This window comes from Marinifilum sp. N1E240 (assembly GCF_009295825.1).
GTDB lineage: Bacteria > Bacteroidota > Bacteroidia > Bacteroidales > Marinifilaceae > Marinifilum_A > Marinifilum_A sediminis.
Genome location: NZ_WHKF01000004.1, coordinates 98,558 through 120,065 on the forward strand (window position 1 = coordinate 98,558; position 21,508 = coordinate 120,065).

General features: G+C 35.1%; 13 protein-coding genes. 8 read left to right on the forward strand and 5 right to left on the reverse strand.

All coding sequences use genetic code 11. The features are described 5' to 3' along the window. Positions 1-28: 28 nt before the first annotated feature. The 3 genes from GCQ56_RS11900 to GCQ56_RS11910 are packed head-to-tail and all read right to left on the reverse strand — an operon-like array spanning position 29 to position 5,677. Positions 29-1,066, reverse strand: a complete 1,038-nt coding sequence (locus GCQ56_RS11900) for a SusE domain-containing protein (protein WP_193323772.1) — start codon at positions 1,064-1,066, stop codon at positions 29-31. A gap of 19 nt (positions 1,067-1,085) precedes the next feature. After that, on the reverse strand, positions 1,086-2,699 hold the full coding sequence (locus GCQ56_RS11905) for a RagB/SusD family nutrient uptake outer membrane protein (RefSeq protein WP_152734698.1): 1,614 nt from the start codon (positions 2,697-2,699) through the stop codon (positions 1,086-1,088). An 11-nt stretch (positions 2,700-2,710) separates the two neighbouring features. Continuing rightward, a complete protein-coding gene (locus GCQ56_RS11910; RefSeq protein WP_152734699.1) occupies positions 2,711-5,677 on the reverse strand; it encodes a TonB-dependent receptor in 2,967 nt (988 codons plus the stop codon). Between the two features lie 416 nt (positions 5,678-6,093). Between GCQ56_RS11910 and GCQ56_RS11915 the strand changes: the two genes are divergently transcribed. The 8 genes from GCQ56_RS11915 (at position 6,094) to GCQ56_RS11950 (ending at position 19,561) form a co-directional block, all read left to right on the forward strand. Then, on the forward strand, positions 6,094-7,128 hold the full coding sequence (locus tag GCQ56_RS11915; RefSeq protein ID WP_299994044.1) for a LacI family DNA-binding transcriptional regulator: 1,035 nt from the start codon (positions 6,094-6,096) through the stop codon (positions 7,126-7,128). Between the two features lie 520 nt (positions 7,129-7,648). Further along, positions 7,649-8,992, forward strand: coding sequence for an MFS transporter (locus tag GCQ56_RS11920; protein WP_152734701.1), 1,344 nt, complete (start codon positions 7,649-7,651; stop codon positions 8,990-8,992). Positions 8,993-9,011: 19 nt separating this feature from the next. Then, positions 9,012-9,659, forward strand: a complete 648-nt coding sequence (pgmB, locus tag GCQ56_RS11925; RefSeq protein ID WP_152734702.1) for a beta-phosphoglucomutase — start codon at positions 9,012-9,014, stop codon at positions 9,657-9,659. 113 nt (positions 9,660-9,772) lie between these two features. Next, complete coding sequence (locus GCQ56_RS11930; RefSeq protein WP_152734703.1) at positions 9,773-12,085, forward strand: glycoside hydrolase family 65 protein; 2,313 nt, start codon at positions 9,773-9,775, stop codon at positions 12,083-12,085. 73 nt (positions 12,086-12,158) lie between these two features. Beyond that, a complete protein-coding gene (locus GCQ56_RS11935) occupies positions 12,159-14,021 on the forward strand; it encodes a glycoside hydrolase family 13 protein (RefSeq protein WP_152734704.1) in 1,863 nt (620 codons plus the stop codon). A gap of 57 nt (positions 14,022-14,078) precedes the next feature. Next, a complete protein-coding gene (locus GCQ56_RS11940) occupies positions 14,079-16,490 on the forward strand; it encodes a TIM-barrel domain-containing protein (protein WP_152734705.1) in 2,412 nt (803 codons plus the stop codon). Next, positions 16,490-18,142: an alpha-amylase family glycosyl hydrolase gene (locus GCQ56_RS11945; RefSeq protein ID WP_152734706.1), complete on the forward strand. Its 1,653-nt coding sequence runs from the start codon at positions 16,490-16,492 to the stop codon at positions 18,140-18,142. The genes GCQ56_RS11940 and GCQ56_RS11945 overlap by 1 nt, the downstream gene beginning before the upstream one ends. Positions 18,143-18,184: 42 nt before the next feature. Then, complete coding sequence (locus GCQ56_RS11950) at positions 18,185-19,561, forward strand: alpha-amylase family glycosyl hydrolase (protein ID WP_152734707.1); 1,377 nt, start codon at positions 18,185-18,187, stop codon at positions 19,559-19,561. 97 nt (positions 19,562-19,658) lie between these two features. Here the strand turns inward: GCQ56_RS11950 and GCQ56_RS11955 are convergent, their stop codons facing one another. Together GCQ56_RS11955 and GCQ56_RS11960 are read right to left on the reverse strand one after the other, a co-directional pair. Continuing rightward, positions 19,659-20,384 carry a LytTR family DNA-binding domain-containing protein gene (locus GCQ56_RS11955; RefSeq protein WP_152734708.1) on the reverse strand — a complete coding sequence of 242 codons (726 nt, stop codon included), beginning with the start codon at positions 20,382-20,384 and terminating at the stop codon, positions 19,659-19,661. Then, positions 20,384-21,445, reverse strand: coding sequence for a sensor histidine kinase (locus tag GCQ56_RS11960; protein ID WP_152734709.1), 1,062 nt, complete (start codon positions 21,443-21,445; stop codon positions 20,384-20,386). The genes GCQ56_RS11955 and GCQ56_RS11960 overlap by 1 nt, the downstream gene beginning before the upstream one ends. Positions 21,446-21,508 lie beyond the last annotated feature (63 nt).

Here is a 21,508-nt window from a genome sequence, read left to right on the forward strand (position 1 = left end):
AGAATACTAAATTATTTCACTAATACAATTAGTTCTTGATAAATTCGTAAGTACCAGCTGCGTCACTTATGATATTTAAGATCACAGTATAGTTTCCTGGTCCATCAGGAAGTGGAATGTCATTTCCAACACCACCTTGTTGTAACGCTCCGGTAAATCCTGGAGTTTCTCCTTCTACAAATCCCATATTCCATGACCATCCATCATTTCTTCTGAACTTCACTACACCATCTACTAAGTCAAGTGTAATTGACCATGTTTTAGTTACTGGATCATAGTCCATTTTTTGATCAGGAGCATCCCATCCGTTAGGAGTTGCACTACCAACAAGTCCTATGAAGTGAGCTTCATTCGCATAAGTTAGATCATTTATGTTTGCAGTAAGTTTGTACCATCCGGCATCAACAACCGAAATTCCAGAACCATCAATAGCTAAACCAGAACCACCAGCACCATAAGAGATGTTGTTATCTGGATCAAGTAAAGTAAATTCTTCACCAGCACCAATTTTTACAAAACCTTCATAAATTCCATTGCTTCCCGGGGATTTAATGTTTTGATTTTCTTTTCCAGCAATAATTACATCTAAACGAAGTAAACCAAAAATAGTAGCATCTGCTGTGTTGATTTCAGAGGTATATTCAAATTCTTCCACTCCAAGACCAGCATCAGTTTCTAATACACTACGTATTCTAAAATCTGCAGATGATGTTTGATCGGCAGGAAGAATGTCTAACAATAGAGTATTTAATTCACTTACTGTTATTTCAATATTGTCACATGTAAATCCACTATAAATTTGCGTGACATTTTGGAAGTTATCTCCAGTAGGAGCAGCTTCAAGAAAATAAGTAGCTGAGGCATTAAAACCTGCATCTACAGGAGTACATGTAAAAGTTAGTACATTAGCTCCATTTGCTCTAATCAATGTCAAATCTGGCATTGATGTTATTGAGGGAGCAATGACGTTTTCTCGCATTACTAGTTGCTCTCCATCTTCATCACAACTCGTGAAAATGCCCAGCATACTTACTAATGCAAAAAGAAATATATAGTATTTTTTCATTTTTATTGGATTTAAATTATTAATACCCACTATTCTGCTTGATATTAGGATTAGCAGAAATTTCATCGCCTGGAATTGGGAAAAGATTTCTGTGGCTACTTGTACCAGTACCATCAAAAGTACCGCCTTTCCACTGCCAGTGGTAAGCACCATCAGTAAATTGACCGAATCGAATTAAGTCTGTACGTCTTTGTCCTTCGTAGTAGAATTCACGAGCACGCTCATCAAGGATGAAGTTAGCATCAATATCTCCAGCTGTAACATTCCCACTATTGTCACCATATGCTCTTTCTCTGATAATATTAATATCAGCAACAGCAGCAGCAGCACCATCTGTATTAAACAAAGCTTCAGCTCTCATTAAATAAGCGTCTGCTAAACGGAATACAGGAAAATCTGTTGAGGCAAAAGTTGGACTGTAATTATCAGCTCGTGTACCATCGTGGTTTCTAGCAGTAAATTTATAAACACCGATTCCAAAATCTCCGCTTGAAGAAGGAGAAGGAATATTAATTGATCTTTTTTGTGCTAAATAAACTCTACCGTCAGCAGCCATTTCAAAATATGGATCAGCTGGTACAGGAACATTACCATAGGTAGCAATAGTATCTACCAAGATATTCATAAAATCTTTTCTTGCTCTGTTACCATTCCAGTTTGGATTATCAGGAAGGTCATGCATAGTTGCGGCATCGATATAAGTTCCATCACTTGAAGACTGAATAAGGAAAGTAGTACCACCATTACCTTGAGTATTAAGACCATCTTCAGCAAAGGCAAAAATCATTTCATTATTACCATGACCTCTATCATTATCAGCACTAAAGTTTTGTCTGTAATCTGTAGCAAGTGAATAAGCTCCACTGTTAATAACCAAATCGCAATAGGTTTTACATTCACCCCATTGTGGAGTTCCGGTATAAACTTCTGCATTTAGATATATACGTGCAAGTAACATCCAGCAAGAAGCTTTATCAGCTTGTGGATAAGAGAATCCAGGTTCACCCAAGTCAGATTCAATTTCTTTTAATTCAGTTACAATGAAATTAAATAATTGTGCTCTCTGAATTTGTTCTGGGAAATATTTACCTACACCATCAGCTTCAGTTGTAAATGGAGGATTTCCAAATAAATCCATTAAATAATAGTAAGCTAATGCTCTTAAATATCTTGCTTCAGCTCTGAATTGAATAATATCAGGATTTTCACTACTTGCTGAAGTATTTAAAAAATCGTTAGCATAAGTAATACTTAAGCTTAATCTTTGATATACCGCTGTAAGGAATGGATTTTGTGGACTCCATGTTTGAGTATTTAAATCCGCAATACCTACATCACCCCAAGCATTTATACCTTCATCGGTGGTAATTGTCTGTAAATTCCATAATGCTCTCATTGTGATAAAGAAACCATCATCATCCGATGTTATATCTGCATCTCCATCTCCTTGTCCTGAAATTATGAAACTTGCATATATTTTTGCTAAAGTTTGTTCCATATATACAGGATCGTCACCAAGATTACCAGCTAATATTTGATTAGGGTCAATTGGTTTCACATCCAGGTCATCTGTACAAGAGGTAAATACCATAGCAGATGCCAGAATTCCTAATATTAAATATTTTATCTTCATTTTGTGATTTTTTAGAATGTTAAGTTCACTCCTAATGTGAATGTGCGAGGTCTTGGATAAAAATTACTATCAATACCTCCATCAACTTCAGGATCTAGACCACTGTAGTTTGTAATTGTAAATACATTTTGAACTGTAAAACTTACTCTTGCATTCATGTCTTGTCCTGCAAATTTTTCAAATGTATAACCAGCACTAATATTATCCATCTTTAGGAATGAAGCATTCTCTACAAAATAGTCTGAAGTAAACTGTCTTTTAACAAAGTTTGTTTTACTTAGGTGAGTAGGCATATTTTTCCAGTAACCAATTTGTTGCATCTGGTCATATGATGCTCCGGAAGCCACTTGATTCAATACATAGTTATCAATATTCGCTCTTAAAGCTGTTGACATATCAAAATTCTTGTAATTAAACCTTGCTGAAAATCCTAAGATATAGTCAGGTGTTGGACTGTGATAAATGTACTTGTTAGCATTATCGCCATTAATAACTCCACCATTGCCAGCAATATCTTCGTATAAACCTTCAATTGGGTTACCACTGTTATCGTAGATTTGCTTGTTTACAAAGAATGAATAAGCTTCTTCACCAACTCTTGTTATCTGGGTAACACCTGTCATACCACTACCATAAGTTAAACCAATATAATTAGGATCATCTGTTAGTAATAATTTGGTAACCTCTTGTTTATTATGAGTGAAATTTACCCCAATATTTAAAGACATATCAGGTGTTGAAATTGGTACTGCATTAATGGAAATCTCAATACCTTTGTTTTCCATACTACCAACATTAGTCAACAATCTGTTTGAAAAGTTACTTCCACTAGGAATTGTTACTTCGTTTAAAAGATCTTTAGTTTCACGGAAATAGTATTCAATCGAACCGTTGATTCGGTTGTTTAAGAATCCAAAATCTAATGCAATGTTTTGAGTTGTTGTTTCTTCCCATTTAATATCTGGGTCATATGTATCTGGTCTTAAGGTTGGAGAAAATACACCATCGATTGGATAGTAATACCCTTGTTGAGAAGATGTGTATCTTGCTTGGGAAGGATAATCATTTCCAACATCTTGCTGACCTGTTACACCCCATCCTAATCTTAGTTTTAAATCAGAAAGGAAACCTAAATCTTTCATGAAATCTTCCTCATGAATTTTCCAAGCAACTGCTGCAGAAGGGAAGAATCCCCATCTGTTATCATCAGAGAAGCGAGAAGAACCATCATATCTAAATGTACCTGTAAGAAGATATTTGTTTTTGAAAGCATAGTTTAAACGTCCAAAGAAAGAAACCAAATAGTTTTCAGTTGCAGATTCTGTATCATTATCAACAATTAGAGGATGATCAGCATCTACAATCGATCTTGTATAATTTTTACTTTCTCTTTTAAAATGTTGCCATGAATAACCAGCAGTCGCATCAATTCTATGATCTTCATTTAATTCTTTCACATAGTTTAAGTAAAAGTCAAGAAGATTATTTTTATTCTCCGCAGAATAGTCACTTAACTTACCCCAAGCCGTTACTAAAGTTGAAGGAGATGTAATAGGACGATTGTTTTTTCCATCACTCTCAGTATAATCAGTTGCTAGGTTTAAATTAGCTTGTAATTCAGGAATAAATGGCAGTTTGTAGTTTAATTTCAGATTACCTACAAATCTTGTTACGTCAGATGTATTATCTACAGCTAGAGCTTGTTCAACCGGGTTTGGAGTTCCAAGTGAAGCACCATACTTTTGCCATTGATAATATCCTCCAAATTCAGGAGCATTGGCATCATACACAGGTTGAGTTGGGTCCATTGAAATAGCAGATCCAATTGCACCATCATCACCAAAGTTATTGTTAGTGCTCATCAGTTTAGCATTTACACTAACCTTTAAGGCATCATCGAAAAAACTTGGATTTAAATTCACAGCAGCTGTAAATCTTTGCATGTCAGTGTTTTTTAAGATACCTTCTTGATCAGTATACCCCAAAGAAACTCTATATGGTAGATCTTTGTATGAACCAGATACCGCAACATTGTGATCCTGAGAAATGGCAGTTCTGAAAATTTCGTCTTGCCAGTCTGTGTTTTCGGTTCCTAATTTGTCGTAGTTTAAAGGATCATATAGTTCTGGTCGTTCGAAAGCAATTTTTCTTAATTGATCACCAGAGTATACATCTACATAATCTTCAGGTGTTGAAATTGAGACATTACCACTATAAGATATTCGCATCGGTTTTCCCTTTGCACCTTTTTTAGTGTTAATAATAATAACACCATTGGAAGCACGAGAACCATAAATAGCAGTTGACGATGCATCTTTAAGTACGGTAAATGTTTCAATATCGTTTGGATTAATAAACGAAAGTGCATTTGAACTACCACTTACATTGTTACCAACGCTCTCGATAGGTACACCATCTACGATAATTAAAGGATCATTAGAAGCATTTAGTGAAGAACCACCACGAATTCTAATTGTAGCGCCACCACCAGGAGCACCACCAGAAGATGTAATAACTACACCTGAAGCTTTTCCTACTAATAAATCTTGAGGAGAGGTAATATTACCTTTATTAAAGTCTTTTGAAGAAACACTCGTTACCGAGCCAGTTTTATCTTCCTTTTTAACTTGTCCATATCCGATTACCACAACCTCGGAAAGGTTTTCGGTCTCAATACTTAAAACCACATTGATTTGAGTTTGATCTCCAACCAAAATTTCCTGAGGTCTGTAACCTACAAATGAATATACAATTGTAGAATTAGCATCTACACTAAGTGTATATCTTCCGTCGATATCAGTTGTTGTACCAATAGTAGTACCCTTTACAACTACGGAAACACCGGGAATACCCATGCCATCGTTTGCATCGGTAACTGTACCGCTAACCACTTTTTCTTGTGCATGTATAATGGTAAACGAAAATACCATAACAAGCATAAGAAGCAGTTTTCTTAGCATACTAATGTTAAGTTCCATAAAATAGAAATTTAAGATAAATTAGAAATTAGTTATAGGTTAAGATCCTTTAAACAAGATGCAAATATGAACTCAAATTTCCGACTTTTAAGCTTCCCACATTAAAATCATGTTAAAGTTATCAAAACCTTAAATTAGCCTTAGTTTTTTCTGTAATCAAAGATAAATATTGTCGTAATGATCTTATAAATGATTGATAGTTAAGTGTGAATAAATCATCGCAATCGTTACCGCAATCGTTTGATATTTAAATATTGAAATAATTGAATATTATCCAAATAAATAGTATTTAAAAGGATTAAATTGTTTAATTTTTTCTATATTTACGAAGCTTGCAGCTATAAAAAAACCACAGCCATTAAAGTGTTTTAATGCTTTGATAACATTAAAGTTGCATTCAATTCTCTGATTTATTAATTTATGAAATTTTTATGAGAAGCGGTCAAGTTACTATAAAAGATATCGCAAAAGAATTGGGAATTTCCGCTTCGACGGTTTCAAGAGCTTTAAAAGATCATCCTGATATCAGTTCAAAAACCAAAGAGGCTGTAAATAAGTTAGCTAAGGAGTGGCATTACAAGCCTAATGCTGTTGCTTTAAGTTTGCGACATAGTAAGACCAATATAATTGGTGTTATTATACCCGAAATTGTACACCATTTTTTTTCGTCGGTTATAAGTGGAATTGAGGAAATTGCTAATAAAGCTGGGTATAATGTAATGATGTTTCAGTCTAATGAATCATTTGAGAGGGAAATTGCCAATGTTCAAGCTCTACTTTCAAGTCGAGTTGATGGCGTTTTGGTTTCCATGTCAAAGGAAACTAAAGATTTTAGTCATTTTAAAGAGTTGAGAGACAATGGTATCCCAATTGTATTTTTCGATAGAGTTTGTAATGAACTTTCTTCTGATAATGTAATTGTTGACGATTTTGCTGGAGCTTTTGCGGCAGTTGAGCACTTAATTAATATAGGTTGTAAACGTATTGCACATTTATCTGCACCGCAGCATATGCTGTTAGGACAAAACAGACTAAAAGGATATCGCCAGGCTCTGTTAAAGCACAAAATGCCAATTGATGAAAATTTGATTATTAAGTGCGATAGTTATGAAGAATCAATTGAGTTGACACCTGAACTGTTAAAGTTATCCACACCGCCTGATGCGATTTTTGCAGTTAATGAATTAACGGCAGCAGGGGCATTAACGGCAGTAAAAAAAGTTGGTTTTAGAGTGCCAGAGGATATTTCAATTGTTGGTTTTACTGATGGACTTGTGTCCAGGACTACTGATCCTAACTTAACAACTCTGGAGCAGCATGGTTATGAGGTTGGTTTAAGAGCCAGTGAATTGTTGGTAGGGCGTATTAAAGAAGGAGATATGGATTATGAGCCTGTTACCAAAGTTGTAAAAACGAATTTGATTGTTAGAGGGTCAACAAAGAAACTTTAAATTTTTACTTATATAATAATATACAGGCTGCATTTTGCAGCCTTTTTTTGTTTGCAAAATGAAATAAGCCTAGGAAAATTGTTAATTCCTGATACAAAAATGATTTTTTTTTACAAATTGTTGCAAACGTTTGATATAGGTGTTTCAGCCCGTAATTAGTGGGTTGTAGAGTTTTGTGTGCTATAGAAATTTTGATGGATTCGTTAATTTTCTTTAATTTTGCTCACAGAGGGAAACCTCATTTCCGACTTAAGTAATATACTTCCTTACAAAAATATGATCTCATTTCCGGATAGACGAAGGAAATGTAAACGATCTGAATCTATTAAATGTTAGTTGTGATATTTAATGGTTAGTTGGTCTTTGTAGTGTGTTCTTTCACATTGATTCACGATCCTTTCTTTGTTTCTTCTTCCTAATAAATTGTTGCGATATTGTAGGCTCATTAGGCTAGAGTTATACTAATATAAGCAAATTCAAACGTCTGTATTTTTTAAGACAGAGTATTAAAATTGATCAAATGAAGAAACAACCTCGTTTAAGCTTTTGGCAAATCTGGAATTTAAGTTTCGGTTTTCTTGGAGTACAATTCGGTTTTGCACTACAAAATGCAAATGCAAGTAGAATTTTAACAAGTTTGGGAGCCGACCCACACGAATTATCATTTTTCTGGTTGGTAGCACCTATTATGGGATTACTGGTTCAACCAGTAGTTGGAGCAGCTAGTGACAAGACCTGGAATAAACTTGGAAGAAGATCTCCTTACATTCTTTTTGGAGCTATTGTTTCTATGCTAGCCATGTTCTTTATGCCAAACGCTCCTATGATAGTTAAAGGCGGAAGCGCATTGATATTTGGTGTGGTAATGTTGGCACTAATGGATGGTTCATTTAATGTAACTTTTCAGCCATTTAGAGCCTTGGTTGCCGATATGACACCAGAGGAACAACGAAATGTAGGTTATTCTGTTCAAAGTTTCCTAATTAATGTTGGAGCTGTAATTGGATCGGCTTTGCCATTTATATTAACAGCTGCAGGAATTTCAAATGATTCTATTGGTGGTAATGTAGCACCTTCTGTTATATGGTCGTTTTATATAGGAGGATCTCTTCTTTTAATCAGTGTATTGGTTACTGTATTTAAAACAAAAGAATATCCACCGGAAGAATTCGAAGCATACAATAATATTACTGAAGAAGATAAATCTGTAAAAGAAAGCTTTTGGACTTTATTGATGAATATGCCAAAAACAATGAAGCAACTGTCAATTGTACAGCTGTTTTCTTGGTTTCCGCTTTTCTTATTGTGGGTTTACTCTACAACAGCAATTTCACAACATTATTTTGGTGTTCCAATTGATTTTAATGCCGAGACAGAGACGAATACTAATATTTTAAGTGCCTTTAATGAGGCTGGAAACTGGGTTGGAATGTGCTTTGCCATGTACAGTTTAGTTGCAGCTTTGTTCTCTATTGTAATGCCTAAATTAATCAGTTTAACAAGTCGTAAAACTGTATATGCTGGAGCATTATTAGTTGGAGGATTAGGATTCATTTCTACAATGTTATTTACAAATCAATACATGCTTCTGATTTCGATGATTGGAGTTGGAATAGCATGGGCTGGAATTCTTGCAATGCCTTATACGATTTTATCAGGAGTTTTACCTGCAAAGCGTATGGGAATCTACATGGGATTATTCAATTTAACTGTTGTTGTGCCACAGATTTTAAGTGGTGTATTTGGAGGTCCTATTCTTAGAACTTTCTTCAGTGGACAAGGAATCTATATTCTTGTTTTTGCCGGAGTGATTATGATTTTAGGATCCATATCTGTGCTTTTTGTTAAGCAATCAGAAAATTAAAATTTATTTAAACAAACCGATGGGAAAGATTAGTGCATGCATCTTTGATTTAGATGGAGTGGTTGTTGATACAGCAAAGTATCATTACATCGCATGGAAAAGTTTAGCAAATGAATTGGGATTTGACTTTACCGAGGAAGATAATGAAAGATTAAAAGGAGTTAGTAGAATGACTTCATTAGATATCTTATTAGAAATTGGGGGAGTTGAATTAGACGATAAAACAAAGCTAGAGTTAGCTGATAAAAAGAACAAAAACTACGTGGAGTTTATTTTGAAAATGACTCCGGACGAGATTCTTCCAGGTGTAAAAGATTTCTTTAATGAACTAAAAGCGGAAGGGGTGAAAATAGCTTTGGGTTCGGCAAGTAAAAATGCCATGACTATTTTAAATCAGTTGGAATTGACTGATTACTTCGATGCTGTTGTTGACGGAACTCATGTTAGCAATGCAAAGCCTGATCCTGAAGTGTTCCTGAAAGGAGCCGAGCTATTAGGATTTTCACCATCGGAATGTATCGTTTTTGAAGATGCCGAAGCAGGTGTCGAAGCTGCCATTAATGGTAATATGAGATGTGTTGGGATTGGTTCACCAGAAGTACTCGGAAAAGCAAATATTGTTGTTCCGGGATTCGTAGGATTTACCATGGCTCAATTAAATTTTTAATAAGAATCAGTAAATAGTGTAAAACAAACAGTGAGTGGTTAACGGTGAATAAAATAATTGCTGTTTACTGATACTGTTATTGCGGTAGGATTACATTTTTAAAGAAATTAATCATGAACGAGTATTTAAAGCATGATGAGTGGTGCATAATTGAAGAGGGATTTAATCCTGAAAACCACCGCGCATCTGAAAGCATATTTAGTTTGGGTAATGGTAATATGGGACAGCGTGCCATGTTCGAGGAACATTACTCAGGAGAAACATTACAAGGAACCTATGTTGCAGGAGTTTATTATCCTGATAAAACTCGTGTAGGTTGGTGGAAAAACGGATACCCTGAATATTTTGCAAAAGTATTAAACGCTCCAACCTGGATTGGAATTGATGTGAAAATCAATGGAGAAATGCTTGATTTGGCAAAGTGTGAGGTGAGTGGTTTTGTACGTACCTTGAACATGAAGGAAGGTGTTTTAGAACGCTCTTTCATTGCAAAACTATCTAATGGCAATCAAGTAAAGATTGAAGCCAAAAGATTTTTGAGTATTGTTACATCGGAAGTTGGTGCAATTCGTTATTCAGTAACTCCTTTAAATTTTGATGGTAAAATTAGCTTCACTCCATACATCGATGCCGATGTTATGAACGAGGATTCAAATTACGATGAGAAATTTTGGGAAATCCTACAGGTAAAATCATTATCTGGAGAAGGATTTGTAACTGCCAAAACCAAAAAACTAGATTTTCATGTTTGTATGAGCATAAAATATGATGTTTACAAGGATGGTCAGAAACTGGTGCTAAATCCTTCTTTGAACGAAGAAGAAAAATACATTTCAAATACTCTAGAGTTTGAAGTAGAGCAAAACCAAGAATTGTCTATTTACAAATATGCAGGTGTTCTAAGTTCATTAAATCACAGTAAATCTGATATTGCATCGGATGCACAAACTGTTGTTTCTGCTGCCTATGCTAAAGGCTACGGTGCTTTATTGGAAGAACATGTTAATGCCTGGGCTGATAAGTGGGCAAATAGTGATATTGTAATTGAAGGAGATGTAGCAGCGCAACAGGCAATTCGATTCAATATTTTCCAAATGAACCAGACCTATACTGGAGAGGATGAAAGATTGAATATTGGTCCAAAAGGATTTACTGGAGAGAAATATGGTGGATCAACTTATTGGGATACTGAAGCATATTGTGTTCCTTTCTATTTGAGTACTTCTAAGCCAGAGGTTACTCGAAATTTGTTGATTTATCGTCACAAGCAATTACAAAAAGCGATTGAGAATGCGGAAAAGCTTGGATTTACCAATGGAGCTGCTTTGTATCCAATGGTAACCATGAATGGTGAGGAGTGCCATAATGAGTGGGAAATTACATTTGAAGAAATTCATCGTAATGGAGCCATTGCTTTTGCCATTTACAATTACGTCCGTCATACTGCAGATGAAAAATACTTGGCGGAATTTGGATTGGACGTTTTGATAGGTATTTCTAGATTCTGGAGTCAACGTGTTTCTTTTTCTCAAGCTAAGAAAAAGTATGTGATGATTGGTGTTACAGGACCTAATGAATATGAAAACAATATCAATAACAATTGGTACACTAGTACAATTGCAACCTGGTGTATGAAATATGCACAGGAGGCAATGCAAATTGTTAAAGATTCAGATGCTACTCGTTTTAATGAGATAATGAGCAATTTGAATTTCGATTTTGCAACAGAGACTGCAAAGTGGAATGATATTATTGAAAATATGTTCTACCCGGTTGATGAGGAAACAGGTGTTTTCTTGCAACAGGAAGGATATATGGATAAGGAACAAATTTTAGCTGCTGATCTTGATCCGGCAATTCGCCCAATTAACCAGCATTGGTCATGGGATAGAATTTTGCGTTCATGTTTCATTAAGCAAGCTGATGTTTTGCAGGGAATCTATTTGTTCGAAGATCAGTACGATTTGGAAACAATTAAGAAGAACTACGATTTCTACGAGCCAAGAACATTGCACGAGTCTTCTCTTTCTCCATGTATTCATTCCATTCTTGCATCAAAGGTTGGTGATATTGAAGGAGCATACGATTTGTACTTGAGAACTTCTCGTCTCGATTTGGATGATTACAACAAAGAGGTTCACGAAGGTCTGCACATTACAAGTATGGCTGGAACATGGATGTCGATTGTTGAAGGATTCGGGGGGTTACGCGTTGTGAATGGTCAATTGGTATTGAACCCATTGATTCCGAAAGAATGGAAATCATACTCTTTCAAAGTTCGTTTCAGAGGGAACTTGATTAATGTTACCGTTTCGGATGAAGGTGTTGGCGTTATCAACGAAGAAGGTGAAAATATCAGCATTTTCATTAAGGATGACGAATATAAAATTGAAAAAGAGAGCAGTTTGGTAATCGAACATGCCTAATAATTAGTAATGAAATTTCAGGATAGGGGAAGCATCTCTTATCCTGATTTTTTAAATCATAGTTTTTTAAAGTATGAACTCAGTTAGACAATTTTTATTCACGTTACTTTTCATTTCTTTTTTAGCTGTAGGTGCACTAGCACAAGAAACTAAAATAGAGAAGCTGGAACCTATGTTTTGGTGGACAGGAATGAAAAATCAAAATCTACAATTATTGGTTTACGGTGAAGGAATTGGAGAGTATAAACCTGAGTTTTCATTTACAGGAGTTGAATTAAAGGGTATTCGGGAAGTCGAGAATAAGAATTATCTATTTATTGATTTGTTGATTACAAAGAAGGCTAAGCCCGGAGTTTTCGATTTGACCTTTGTGAATAAAGAAGGAAAGAAACTAGTCTATCAATACGAATTAAAAAAGAGAAAAGAGGCTTCTGCTGATCGTAAAGGATTTGATTCATCAGATGTGATCTATCTGTTGATGCCGGATCGGTTTGCTAATGGAAATCCTGAAAACGATTCAGTTGAAGGATTGACTGAAAAACTTGATCGTGAAAACTACGATGGACGTCATGGTGGTGATATTCAAGGAATCATCAATCATCTTGATTACCTTCAAGAAATGGGAGTAACTGCCTTGTGGAATACACCATTGCTTGAAGATAATGAAGCCAGAGGTTCTTATCACACTTATGCAATATCCGATTATTACAATATTGATGCTCGATATGGTGGTAATGAAGCCTATTTGCAATTGTCCAAAGAATGTAAAAAACGCGGCATTAAATTGATTAAAGATATGGTCTTTAATCATTGCGCAAGAGCTCATTGGTGGATGAATGATTTGCCACAAAAAGATTGGGTTCATGTGCACGATGAATATATGAATTCAAATCACCGAAAATCTACACTTCAAGATCCATACGCTTCTAAAGCGGATAAAATTCAATTTTCGAATGGTTGGTTTGATAAAAGCATGCCCGATTTAAATCAGCAAAATGAATTGTTGATGACTTACTTAATTCAAAATAGCATTTGGTGGGTTGAATATGCCAATTTGGATGGAATTCGTATGGATACTCATCCTTATAATGATCCTAAGGGAATGTCCAAATGGGGAAAAGCTCTGCTTAACGAGTATCCTCATTTGAATATTGTCGGAGAGACATGGTATAAATCTGCTGCTGATATTGCCTATTGGCAAAAGGATGCTCTAAATGCCGATGGATACAATTCGAATTTGCCTTGCGTTATGGATTTCCAATTGTTTGTTGCTTTGGAAAAAGCTTTTCTTGAGAAACAGGAATGGGAGAATGGCATGGTGAGACTTTACAAAAGTTTGGCTTCGGATTATCTTTATCTAGACAAAGAAAATTTGTTGGTATTCTCAGAAAATCACGATACCAATCGGATCATGTCAACTTTAAAGGGAGATATTCAAAAGTTTAAGCTCATGATGACATTTTTAATGACTACACGTGGAATTCCTCAAATCTATTCTGGAATAGAAATCTTGATGGAAGGAAAGAAAAGTGATGGTGATGGTAAAATGAGAATCGATTTTCCCGGAGGTTGGGATGGTGACGGTCGAAATGCATTTAACAAGGTAGGAAGAACCGAAAAAGAGAATGAAGCTTTTAATTTTTTGAAGAAATTATTGAATTGGCGGAAGAATAATCCAGTCATCCATACCGGAAAATTGATGCACTACATTCCAGAAAACAATGTTTACGTTTATTTTAGATCGAACGAAAACAAAACGGTAATGGTTGTGATTAATAGTGGTGACATTTCACAGAATATAAGTTTAGATCGATTTTCCGAAAGTTTAAAGAATTTCAGTACAGGAGAGGATATTTTAAGTGAGAAAAAGTATGATTTATCAACAAGGAAAATCACTTTGACTCCAAACACATCTTTAATATTAGAATTAGAATAAACATCAAATATTAGCACATACTGTGATCTTGGATCACAGAACAATTTATCTCTGAATATGATTAGAATTAATCAAATTGTAATAAAGCTTATAGTTTTAATAGTTTTTGCAGTTGGCTCGATGACTGTAAAGGCTCAAAATAGCCAAAGAGTTTATCAATCTCATTCGGTGGGAGAAAATGGTTTGTTGGTAAAAACCAATCAAGGTAAATATCTGATTCAATTTTACAATCAAAACATTGTAGAAACGGCATTTGTTCCTAATGAAGAAAAATTTGTAAAAGAATCTCATGCAGTTGTTTTAAAGCCTAACAATCAGTTGGCAAAATTGTCTGATAAGAAAAATCAGTTGGTTTATAAAACAAAAGGTATAGTGGTTGTTGTAATGAAATCACCTTTCAATATCGAATACTTTTATAAAGGGAATGAACTCTTATCAGAAAAAGAAGGATACGTAAAAACCGATAGTACCGAAAATATAGATTTTACCATTGAAAACGACGAGGTTTTGTTTGGTGGTGGTGCTAGGGTTTTGGGAATGAACCGACGTGGTAACAGATTGCAATTGTATAACCGAGCTCACTATGGTTATGGAACACGTTCTGAGTTGATGAATTATACGATGCCTGTTGTTATTTCTTCTAAAAAATATGCGGTGCATTTCGATAATGCCCCAATAGGTTATCTTGATTTAGACAGCAAAAAAACAAATACACTTCGATACGAAACCATTAGTGGAAGAAAAGTATATCAGGTAATTGCTTCTGATACTTGGGAACGTTTCATCTATGAATTTACTAATCTAACAGGAAGACAACCTATGCTTCCACGTTGGAGTTTTGGTAACTTTTCAAGTCGTTTTGGATATCATTCTCAGAAAGAAACGGTAGAGACCATTGATCAGTTTTTGAAAGATTCTATACCCGTTGATGCTATAATCCTGGATTTGTTTTGGTTCGGTAAAGAGATGAAAGGCGAGATGGGTAATCTTGCTTTCCATCGTGATTCTTTTCCTAATCCGGAAAAAATGATTTCAGATTTGAATACTAAGGGTGTAAAAACCGTTCTGATTACCGAGCCATTTATTTTAACGACATCAAAAAGATGGCAGGAAGCTGTAGATAGCAAGGTTTTGGGAACCGATACAAAGGGAAATCCTTATACTTATGATTTCTATTTTGGAAATACAGGTTTGGTTGATGTGTTTAAACCTGAGGCAATTGATTGGTTTTGGAATATCTATAAAGGATTAGCCGATAAAGGTGTTGCCGGATGGTGGGGAGACCTTGGTGAGCCAGAAGTTCATCCTTCTGCGTTGCAACATGTAAATGGAAGTGCCGATGAAGTTCACAATATTTACGGACATTACTGGGCAAAGCTGGTACATGATGGCTATCAAAAAGAGATTACGAATCAGCGACCATTTATTTTGATGAGAGCTGGTGCTGTAGGATCTCAGCGTTATGGAATGGTTCCATGGACTGGGGATGTGAGTCGATCGTGGGATGGACTGAAACCACAAACTGAAATATCCCTACAGATGGGATTACAGGGAATTTCCTACATGCATTCCGATTTAGGTGGTTTTGCAGGCGATAATTTGGATGATGAATTGTACACACGTTGGTTACAGTATGGAGTGTTCCAACCAATTTTCCGTCCTCATGCACAGGAAGCAGTTCCATCTGAACCTGTTTTTCGTGAGCCTAAGACAAAAGCATTGGCAAAAAAATCAATCGAATTAAGATATGAATTGATGCCTTACATTTACACATTGGCATTTGAGAACAATCAAACAGGATTGCCTTTGATGAGACCATTGTTCTTCGAAGAACAATCAAATACAGATCTTTTGCATATTTCTGATACTTACCTATGGGGAGATGCCTTTGTGGTGTCTACTGTAACGGAAGCGGGATTAAAAGAAAAAGAGGTGTATCTTCCAAACGGATCGATTTGGTTCGACTTTGTTTCGGATAAAAAATATGAAGGAGGAAAATCGTATACAATTGCCCTGAAAGAAGATCATATTCCGGTATTTGTTCGTGGTGGGTCTTTTATTCCTACAAAAAAAGGAATGAAAAATACGATAGATTATTCATTGGAAGATATGAATGTAGATTACTACTACGAACCTTCAGTTGTATCAGCAAATGGAAAATTATACAATGATAACGGAGAAACTCCAAATGCATTTGAGAAAGGGGAATATGAGTTGTTGAAATTTGAGTCTAAATCTTCAAAATCGAAAATTGTTTTGAATGTAAGTACAGAAATGGGAGCAAATTACCAGTCTATCAATAAGAAGATAAGTTGGACGATTCACAACATCAATAAAGAACCCAAGCAAATTAAATTGGATAAGAAATCCATCGATTTTGAATGGAATAAAGAAACTAAAACTATTCAGTTTAGTGGAGAATTAGAAGAAGGAAAAAATCAATCAATCACTATAAAACTAGCGAAATAATGAGGATTAAAGGATTCAGCATTTTTGCAGCATTACTATTTTTACTTTCGGCTTGTTCGACAGTGGAAAAGAAAGTTGAAACAGCTAAGAAGCCTTTCGTGTGGGAAGGAGCTAATTTGTACTTTTTGCTGACAGATCGTTTTAATAACGGAACAACAGCAAACGATGTGAACTTCGAACGAGAATTGCCAACAGGTAAATTAAGAGGATTCGAAGGAGGAGATATCAAAGGTATCACTCAGAAAATTAAAGAAGGTTATTTTACCAAGCTAGGAATTAATGCGATTTGGTTTACTCCTGTAACCGAACAAATTCATGGTTCAGTTGATGAGGGAACGGGTAATACTTATGGTTTTCACGGATATTGGGCGAAAGATTGGACTGCTTTGGATCCAAATTTTGGTAGTATGGAAGATTTAGCTGAATTGGTTGAAGTAGCTCATGCCAGTGGAATTAGAATTGTGATGGATGCGGTTATCAATCATACTGGTCCTGCAACAGAAAAAGATCCAGCCTGGGAAAATGAGTGGGTAAGAGTTGAACCAACTTGTACTTATCAATCTTATGAAACTACTATAGAATGTACTTTAACCAGTAATTTACCGGATATAAAAACAGAAAGTACCGAGGAAGTTAATATTCCAGTTAGTTTGGCGCAAAAGTGGAAAGATGAAGGAAGATATGAGCAGGAAATGAAAGAATTAGATGAATTCTTCGCTCGTACAGGATATCCAAGAACACCAAAATATCACATGATAAAATGGTTGTGCGATTACATTATTCAGTTTGGAATAGATGGTTACAGAGCCGATACGGTAAAGCATACAGAAGAATCTGTTTGGGCTGATTTCAGAAAAGAATGTGAATATGCATTCCAATTGTGGAAAAAAAATAATCCTGATAAAGTATTGGATAGCAATGAGTTTTATTCGGTTGCCGAAGTGTATGGATATGGAATCAGTAATAAATTTGCTTACGATTTTGGAGACAAGAAAGTGAACTATTATGGAAATGGCTTCACCGATTTAATCAATTTTGAGTTCAAATACGATGCTCAATCTTCATACGAAGAGCTGTTTATCAAGTACTCTGAAATTCTACAAGGGGATTTAAAAGGATATGGTATTTTAAATTACCTGACTTCACATGATGATGGAACACCTTTCGATCAGAAAAGAGAAAATAGTATTGTATGTGCAAATAAACTATTGCTTTCACCTGGTACTTCTCAAGTGTATTATGGAGATGAATCAGCTCGCCCATTAATTATTGAAGGAACAGTTGGAGATGCAACATTGCGTTCTTTTATGAACTGGGAAGAGATAGAAACTGATGAGCACACACAAGCAGTATTGAGTCACTGGCAAAAATTGGGACAGTTTAGAAGAGATCATCCGGCAGTTGGAGCAGGAATGCACAAAATGATTTCTGAAAAGCCATATGTATTCCATAGATCGTTTGAAAAAGGAGAAATCAGTGATCAAGTTTTTGTTGCGCTTGATCTTGAAAAAGGGATGAAAGAAATTCCAATGGAATCATTACAAGATGGAACCAAACTGTGTGATGCTTACTCGGGAAAAGTTGCAGAAGTAAAAGCTGGAAAATTAAAAATTGACACTGATTTTGACATTCTATTGTTAGAGATAATCTAAAAAATAAAACATCATACATACTAATCATTTAAATTATTAGAAATGAAAAGAATTTATCAGACTATTTTAAGCTTTTTGGTTTTAGCTGGAATTTTGGTGGGTTGCCAAAACAAGCCAGCAGCTAAAGCTGTAGCTGAAGAAAATAAGGCTGAAAAGCCTTTGGAGTGGAGTAGAAATGCTAATATTTATGAGGTTAATATTCGTCAATATACTCCTGAAGGAACCATTAATGCTTTTGCAGAACACATGCCTCGTTTGAAAGAGATGGGTGTTGATATTCTTTGGTTAATGCCGGTTTATCCTATTTCTGAAAAGAACAGAAAAGGTAGCATGGGTAGCTATTATGCTGTAGCAGATTATCGTGCTGTGAATCCTGAGTTTGGAACTATGGAAGATTTAAAAAATCTTGTAAAGAAGGCTCATGAAATGGATATGAAAGTGATTCTTGACTGGGTGGCTAACCACACAGGATGGGATAATGTGATCATGGATGAGCACAAAGATTGGTACACTCAAAACGAAGAAGGTGAAATTGTAATTCCTGAAGGAACCGATTGGACTGATACTGCAGATTTAAACTACGATAACGAAGACATGCGCAAGTACATGACAGAATCCTTGAAATTCTGGATAACGAATGCTGATGTTGACGGATTCCGTTGTGATGTTGCAGGTATGGTTCCAACTGATTTCTGGGAAAAAGCTCGTAAAGAATTAGACGCTGTTAAGCCTGTATTTATGTTGGCTGAAGACGGTGGACATGAACTATTAGAGAATGCCTTTGATATGGGATATGGATGGGATTTCCACCATATTATGAACGACGTTGCAAAAGGTGAAAAGAATGCTAACGATATGGAAGCTTTCTTTGCTAAAGTTGATACTATCTACCCTGCTGATTCCTATATAATGAACTTTATTACCAACCACGATGAGAATTCATGGAATGGTACTGTTAAAGAGAGAATGGGCGAAGGTGGAAAAGCTTTTGCTGTTTTAACATTCACCATGCCAGGTATGCCATTAATTTATAGTGGACAAGAAGCCGGAATGGACAAGCGTTTGAAATTCTTCGAAAAGGATGAGATCGATTGGTCAAATATGGAATTGGCTTCTTTTTACAAAGAGTTAATTGCTTTGAAAAAGAACAATAAAGCACTTCAGAATGGTGTTAAAGGTGGAAAACTAGTTCGTATACCATCGGATAAGAACGAAGAGATTTTTGCATTTTCCCGTGAAGCAGAAGGAAACAAAGTTGTTGTGATTTTGAATCTAAGTAAAAATGCTGTTAAAGCAACACTTGAATTGGGAGCAAACGAAGGAAATTATGCTTGCTATAAAGATGGTAACAAGCACGATTTAGCTGCTAAACTTGAGGTGGAATTAAAGCCTTGGGAATACAGAGTGTATGTAAAATAAATTTAGTAAAACCGATTTCCGATTATTCGGAAAACCGATATCCCAGTGAAAAGCCGCTCAAAGAGCGGCTTTTCTGTTAATAACTATTTTATAGGATTTAATCGATAGAGTTTTCTTCCAGAATGCTCATCACCATATTTTTGTAGTTTCTGCCAATTGGAATTTGTTGAGAATTAATGCCAATTATTGTTGTCGTGTAGCTTTCAATTTTATCAATAGCAATAATGAATGATCTGTGGACTCTTAGGAAACTACTTTCAGGCAGTTTTTCTTCAATATTGCTAATTGTATTTAGTGTTACAACTTCTCGATTATTTTCCAGATAAATCGACACATAGTTTCTCTGACTTTCGATATATAAAATCTCATGAAGAAAAACTTTCACCATTTTTTTTTCTGATTTTACAAATACAAAAGGGTTTTCTGTAGCATTTTGCTCTTTTTTCTCGGGGATTCTAAATTCATGCTTTTTGAGTTTGAAATATCGGTTAACAGCATTAATGAATCTGCCAAAAGGAATAGGCTTTATTAAATAGTCCAGTGCTTCCAATTCAAATCCTTCTAAGGCAAATTCTGAATAAGCAGTTGTGAAAATAACTGTTGGCGGATTAGATATATTTCTAAGTAATTGAATACCCGTTAAGCCCGGCATTTGAATGTCAAGGAAAAGTAAGTCAATCTGTTTACTGTTTAAAATTGATAAGGCTTCAACAGCACTTTTACATTTTCCTTCCAACTGCAAATATTCAATTCGATTTATATATTCTTCAATGACATCAAGAGCCAAATCTTCATCGTCAACAATCAAACATTTTATCTTCATTACAATTCTAAATTTAAGTGAACACAGTAGGTTTCTTCGGTTCTCTCGATTTTTAAATCATGTCGTTTCGGATAAATTAAAGATAATCTCCTTTTTACATTTTGCAAACCAATTCCTCCTACTATTGAATCCTGATCAGAACTTGAATTAGGAATACTATTTTCAATTTTAAGGATTAAATCCTTATTCTTAATGCCAATTTCTATCGTAATCCATGCTTGTCCATCGAATCCTTTTGTGCTATGCTTAAAGGCATTTTCTAAAAAAGGTAGAATAATCATAGGAGCAATTCGATTTGTATTGATATCTCCCCAAATATTCAAACTAAGATCTATTCGATTACTATAGCGAATCTTTTCTAAATCCAGATAACTTTTGATGCAGTCAATTTCTTTCGGTAAATCAACTTGGGTAGAATTGGTCTCATAAAGCATATATCTTAATAATTCTGATAATTTTAAAACCACATCAAGCGATTGATCAGATTTTTTCAGAATTAAAGAATATAGACTGTTTAGCGTATTAAATAAGAAGTGAGGTTGAACCTGATTTTTCAAAAAAGAAAGTTCTGCTTCTACTTTTTCTTTTGCAAGTATTTGCTCGTTTTGCTGAACCATTGCCAGATATTCCATTATTTTCACAGTCATTGGAAGAACCAAAACGGATCCAAGATTAACAGCACTTCTAACGATTTGAGAAAAGGAAAATGTTGGCGCTTTTTCCCAATTCGGGAAAAAGTATTCTACAATAATTAGATTATCTGTTATACGTTGTAAAACTGCCGCCAAAGAAACGAATATTACAAAGAAGAACAGAAAGAGCCAAATCTTTCTGTTGAACAAGAACTTGGGATACAGGTAGTAAATTACACTATAGACAAGAAGGATTTTTACTGGTAGATTAATCAGCTCAACCTTAATTGTCTTTAGATAATTAGCATCGTAAGTTCCCCAGGCATAAGCAAAGAACAGTACAAAAATAATCCAATAAGAAAGGTGTTGCACGGCTCTATTATTAATGATAATGGAAAGCCATTTGTTGTCCGATGTTATGATTTGCATTTGTTAACAGGTCAATTCTTAATACACATATGTAAGGTATTTTAAAATATTTTGCAACTATTC

Bases quoted from the DNA above. Each gene is read 5' to 3' on its own strand.
- GCQ56_RS11900 (WP_193323772.1), bottom strand. From the start codon at position 1,066: ATGAAAAAATACTATATATTTCTTTTTGCATTAGTAAGTATGCTGGGC.
- GCQ56_RS11905 (WP_152734698.1), bottom strand. From the start codon at position 2,699: ATGAAGATAAAATATTTAATATTAGGAATTCTGGCATCTGCTATGGTA.
- GCQ56_RS11910 (WP_152734699.1), bottom strand. From the start codon at position 5,677: ATGGAACTTAACATTAGTATGCTAAGAAAACTGCTTCTTATGCTTGTT.
- GCQ56_RS11920 (WP_152734701.1), top strand. From the start codon at position 7,649: ATGAAGAAACAACCTCGTTTAAGCTTTTGGCAAATCTGGAATTTAAGT.
- pgmB (WP_152734702.1), top strand. From the start codon at position 9,012: ATGGGAAAGATTAGTGCATGCATCTTTGATTTAGATGGAGTGGTTGTT.
- GCQ56_RS11930 (WP_152734703.1), top strand. From the start codon at position 9,773: ATGAACGAGTATTTAAAGCATGATGAGTGGTGCATAATTGAAGAGGGA.
- GCQ56_RS11935 (WP_152734704.1), top strand. From the start codon at position 12,159: ATGAACTCAGTTAGACAATTTTTATTCACGTTACTTTTCATTTCTTTT.
- GCQ56_RS11940 (WP_152734705.1), top strand. From the start codon at position 14,079: ATGATTAGAATTAATCAAATTGTAATAAAGCTTATAGTTTTAATAGTT.
- GCQ56_RS11945 (WP_152734706.1), top strand. From the start codon at position 16,490: ATGAGGATTAAAGGATTCAGCATTTTTGCAGCATTACTATTTTTACTT.
- GCQ56_RS11950 (WP_152734707.1), top strand. From the start codon at position 18,185: ATGAAAAGAATTTATCAGACTATTTTAAGCTTTTTGGTTTTAGCTGGA.
- GCQ56_RS11955 (WP_152734708.1), bottom strand. From the start codon at position 20,384: ATGAAGATAAAATGTTTGATTGTTGACGATGAAGATTTGGCTCTTGAT.
- GCQ56_RS11960 (WP_152734709.1), bottom strand. From the start codon at position 21,445: ATGCAAATCATAACATCGGACAACAAATGGCTTTCCATTATCATTAAT.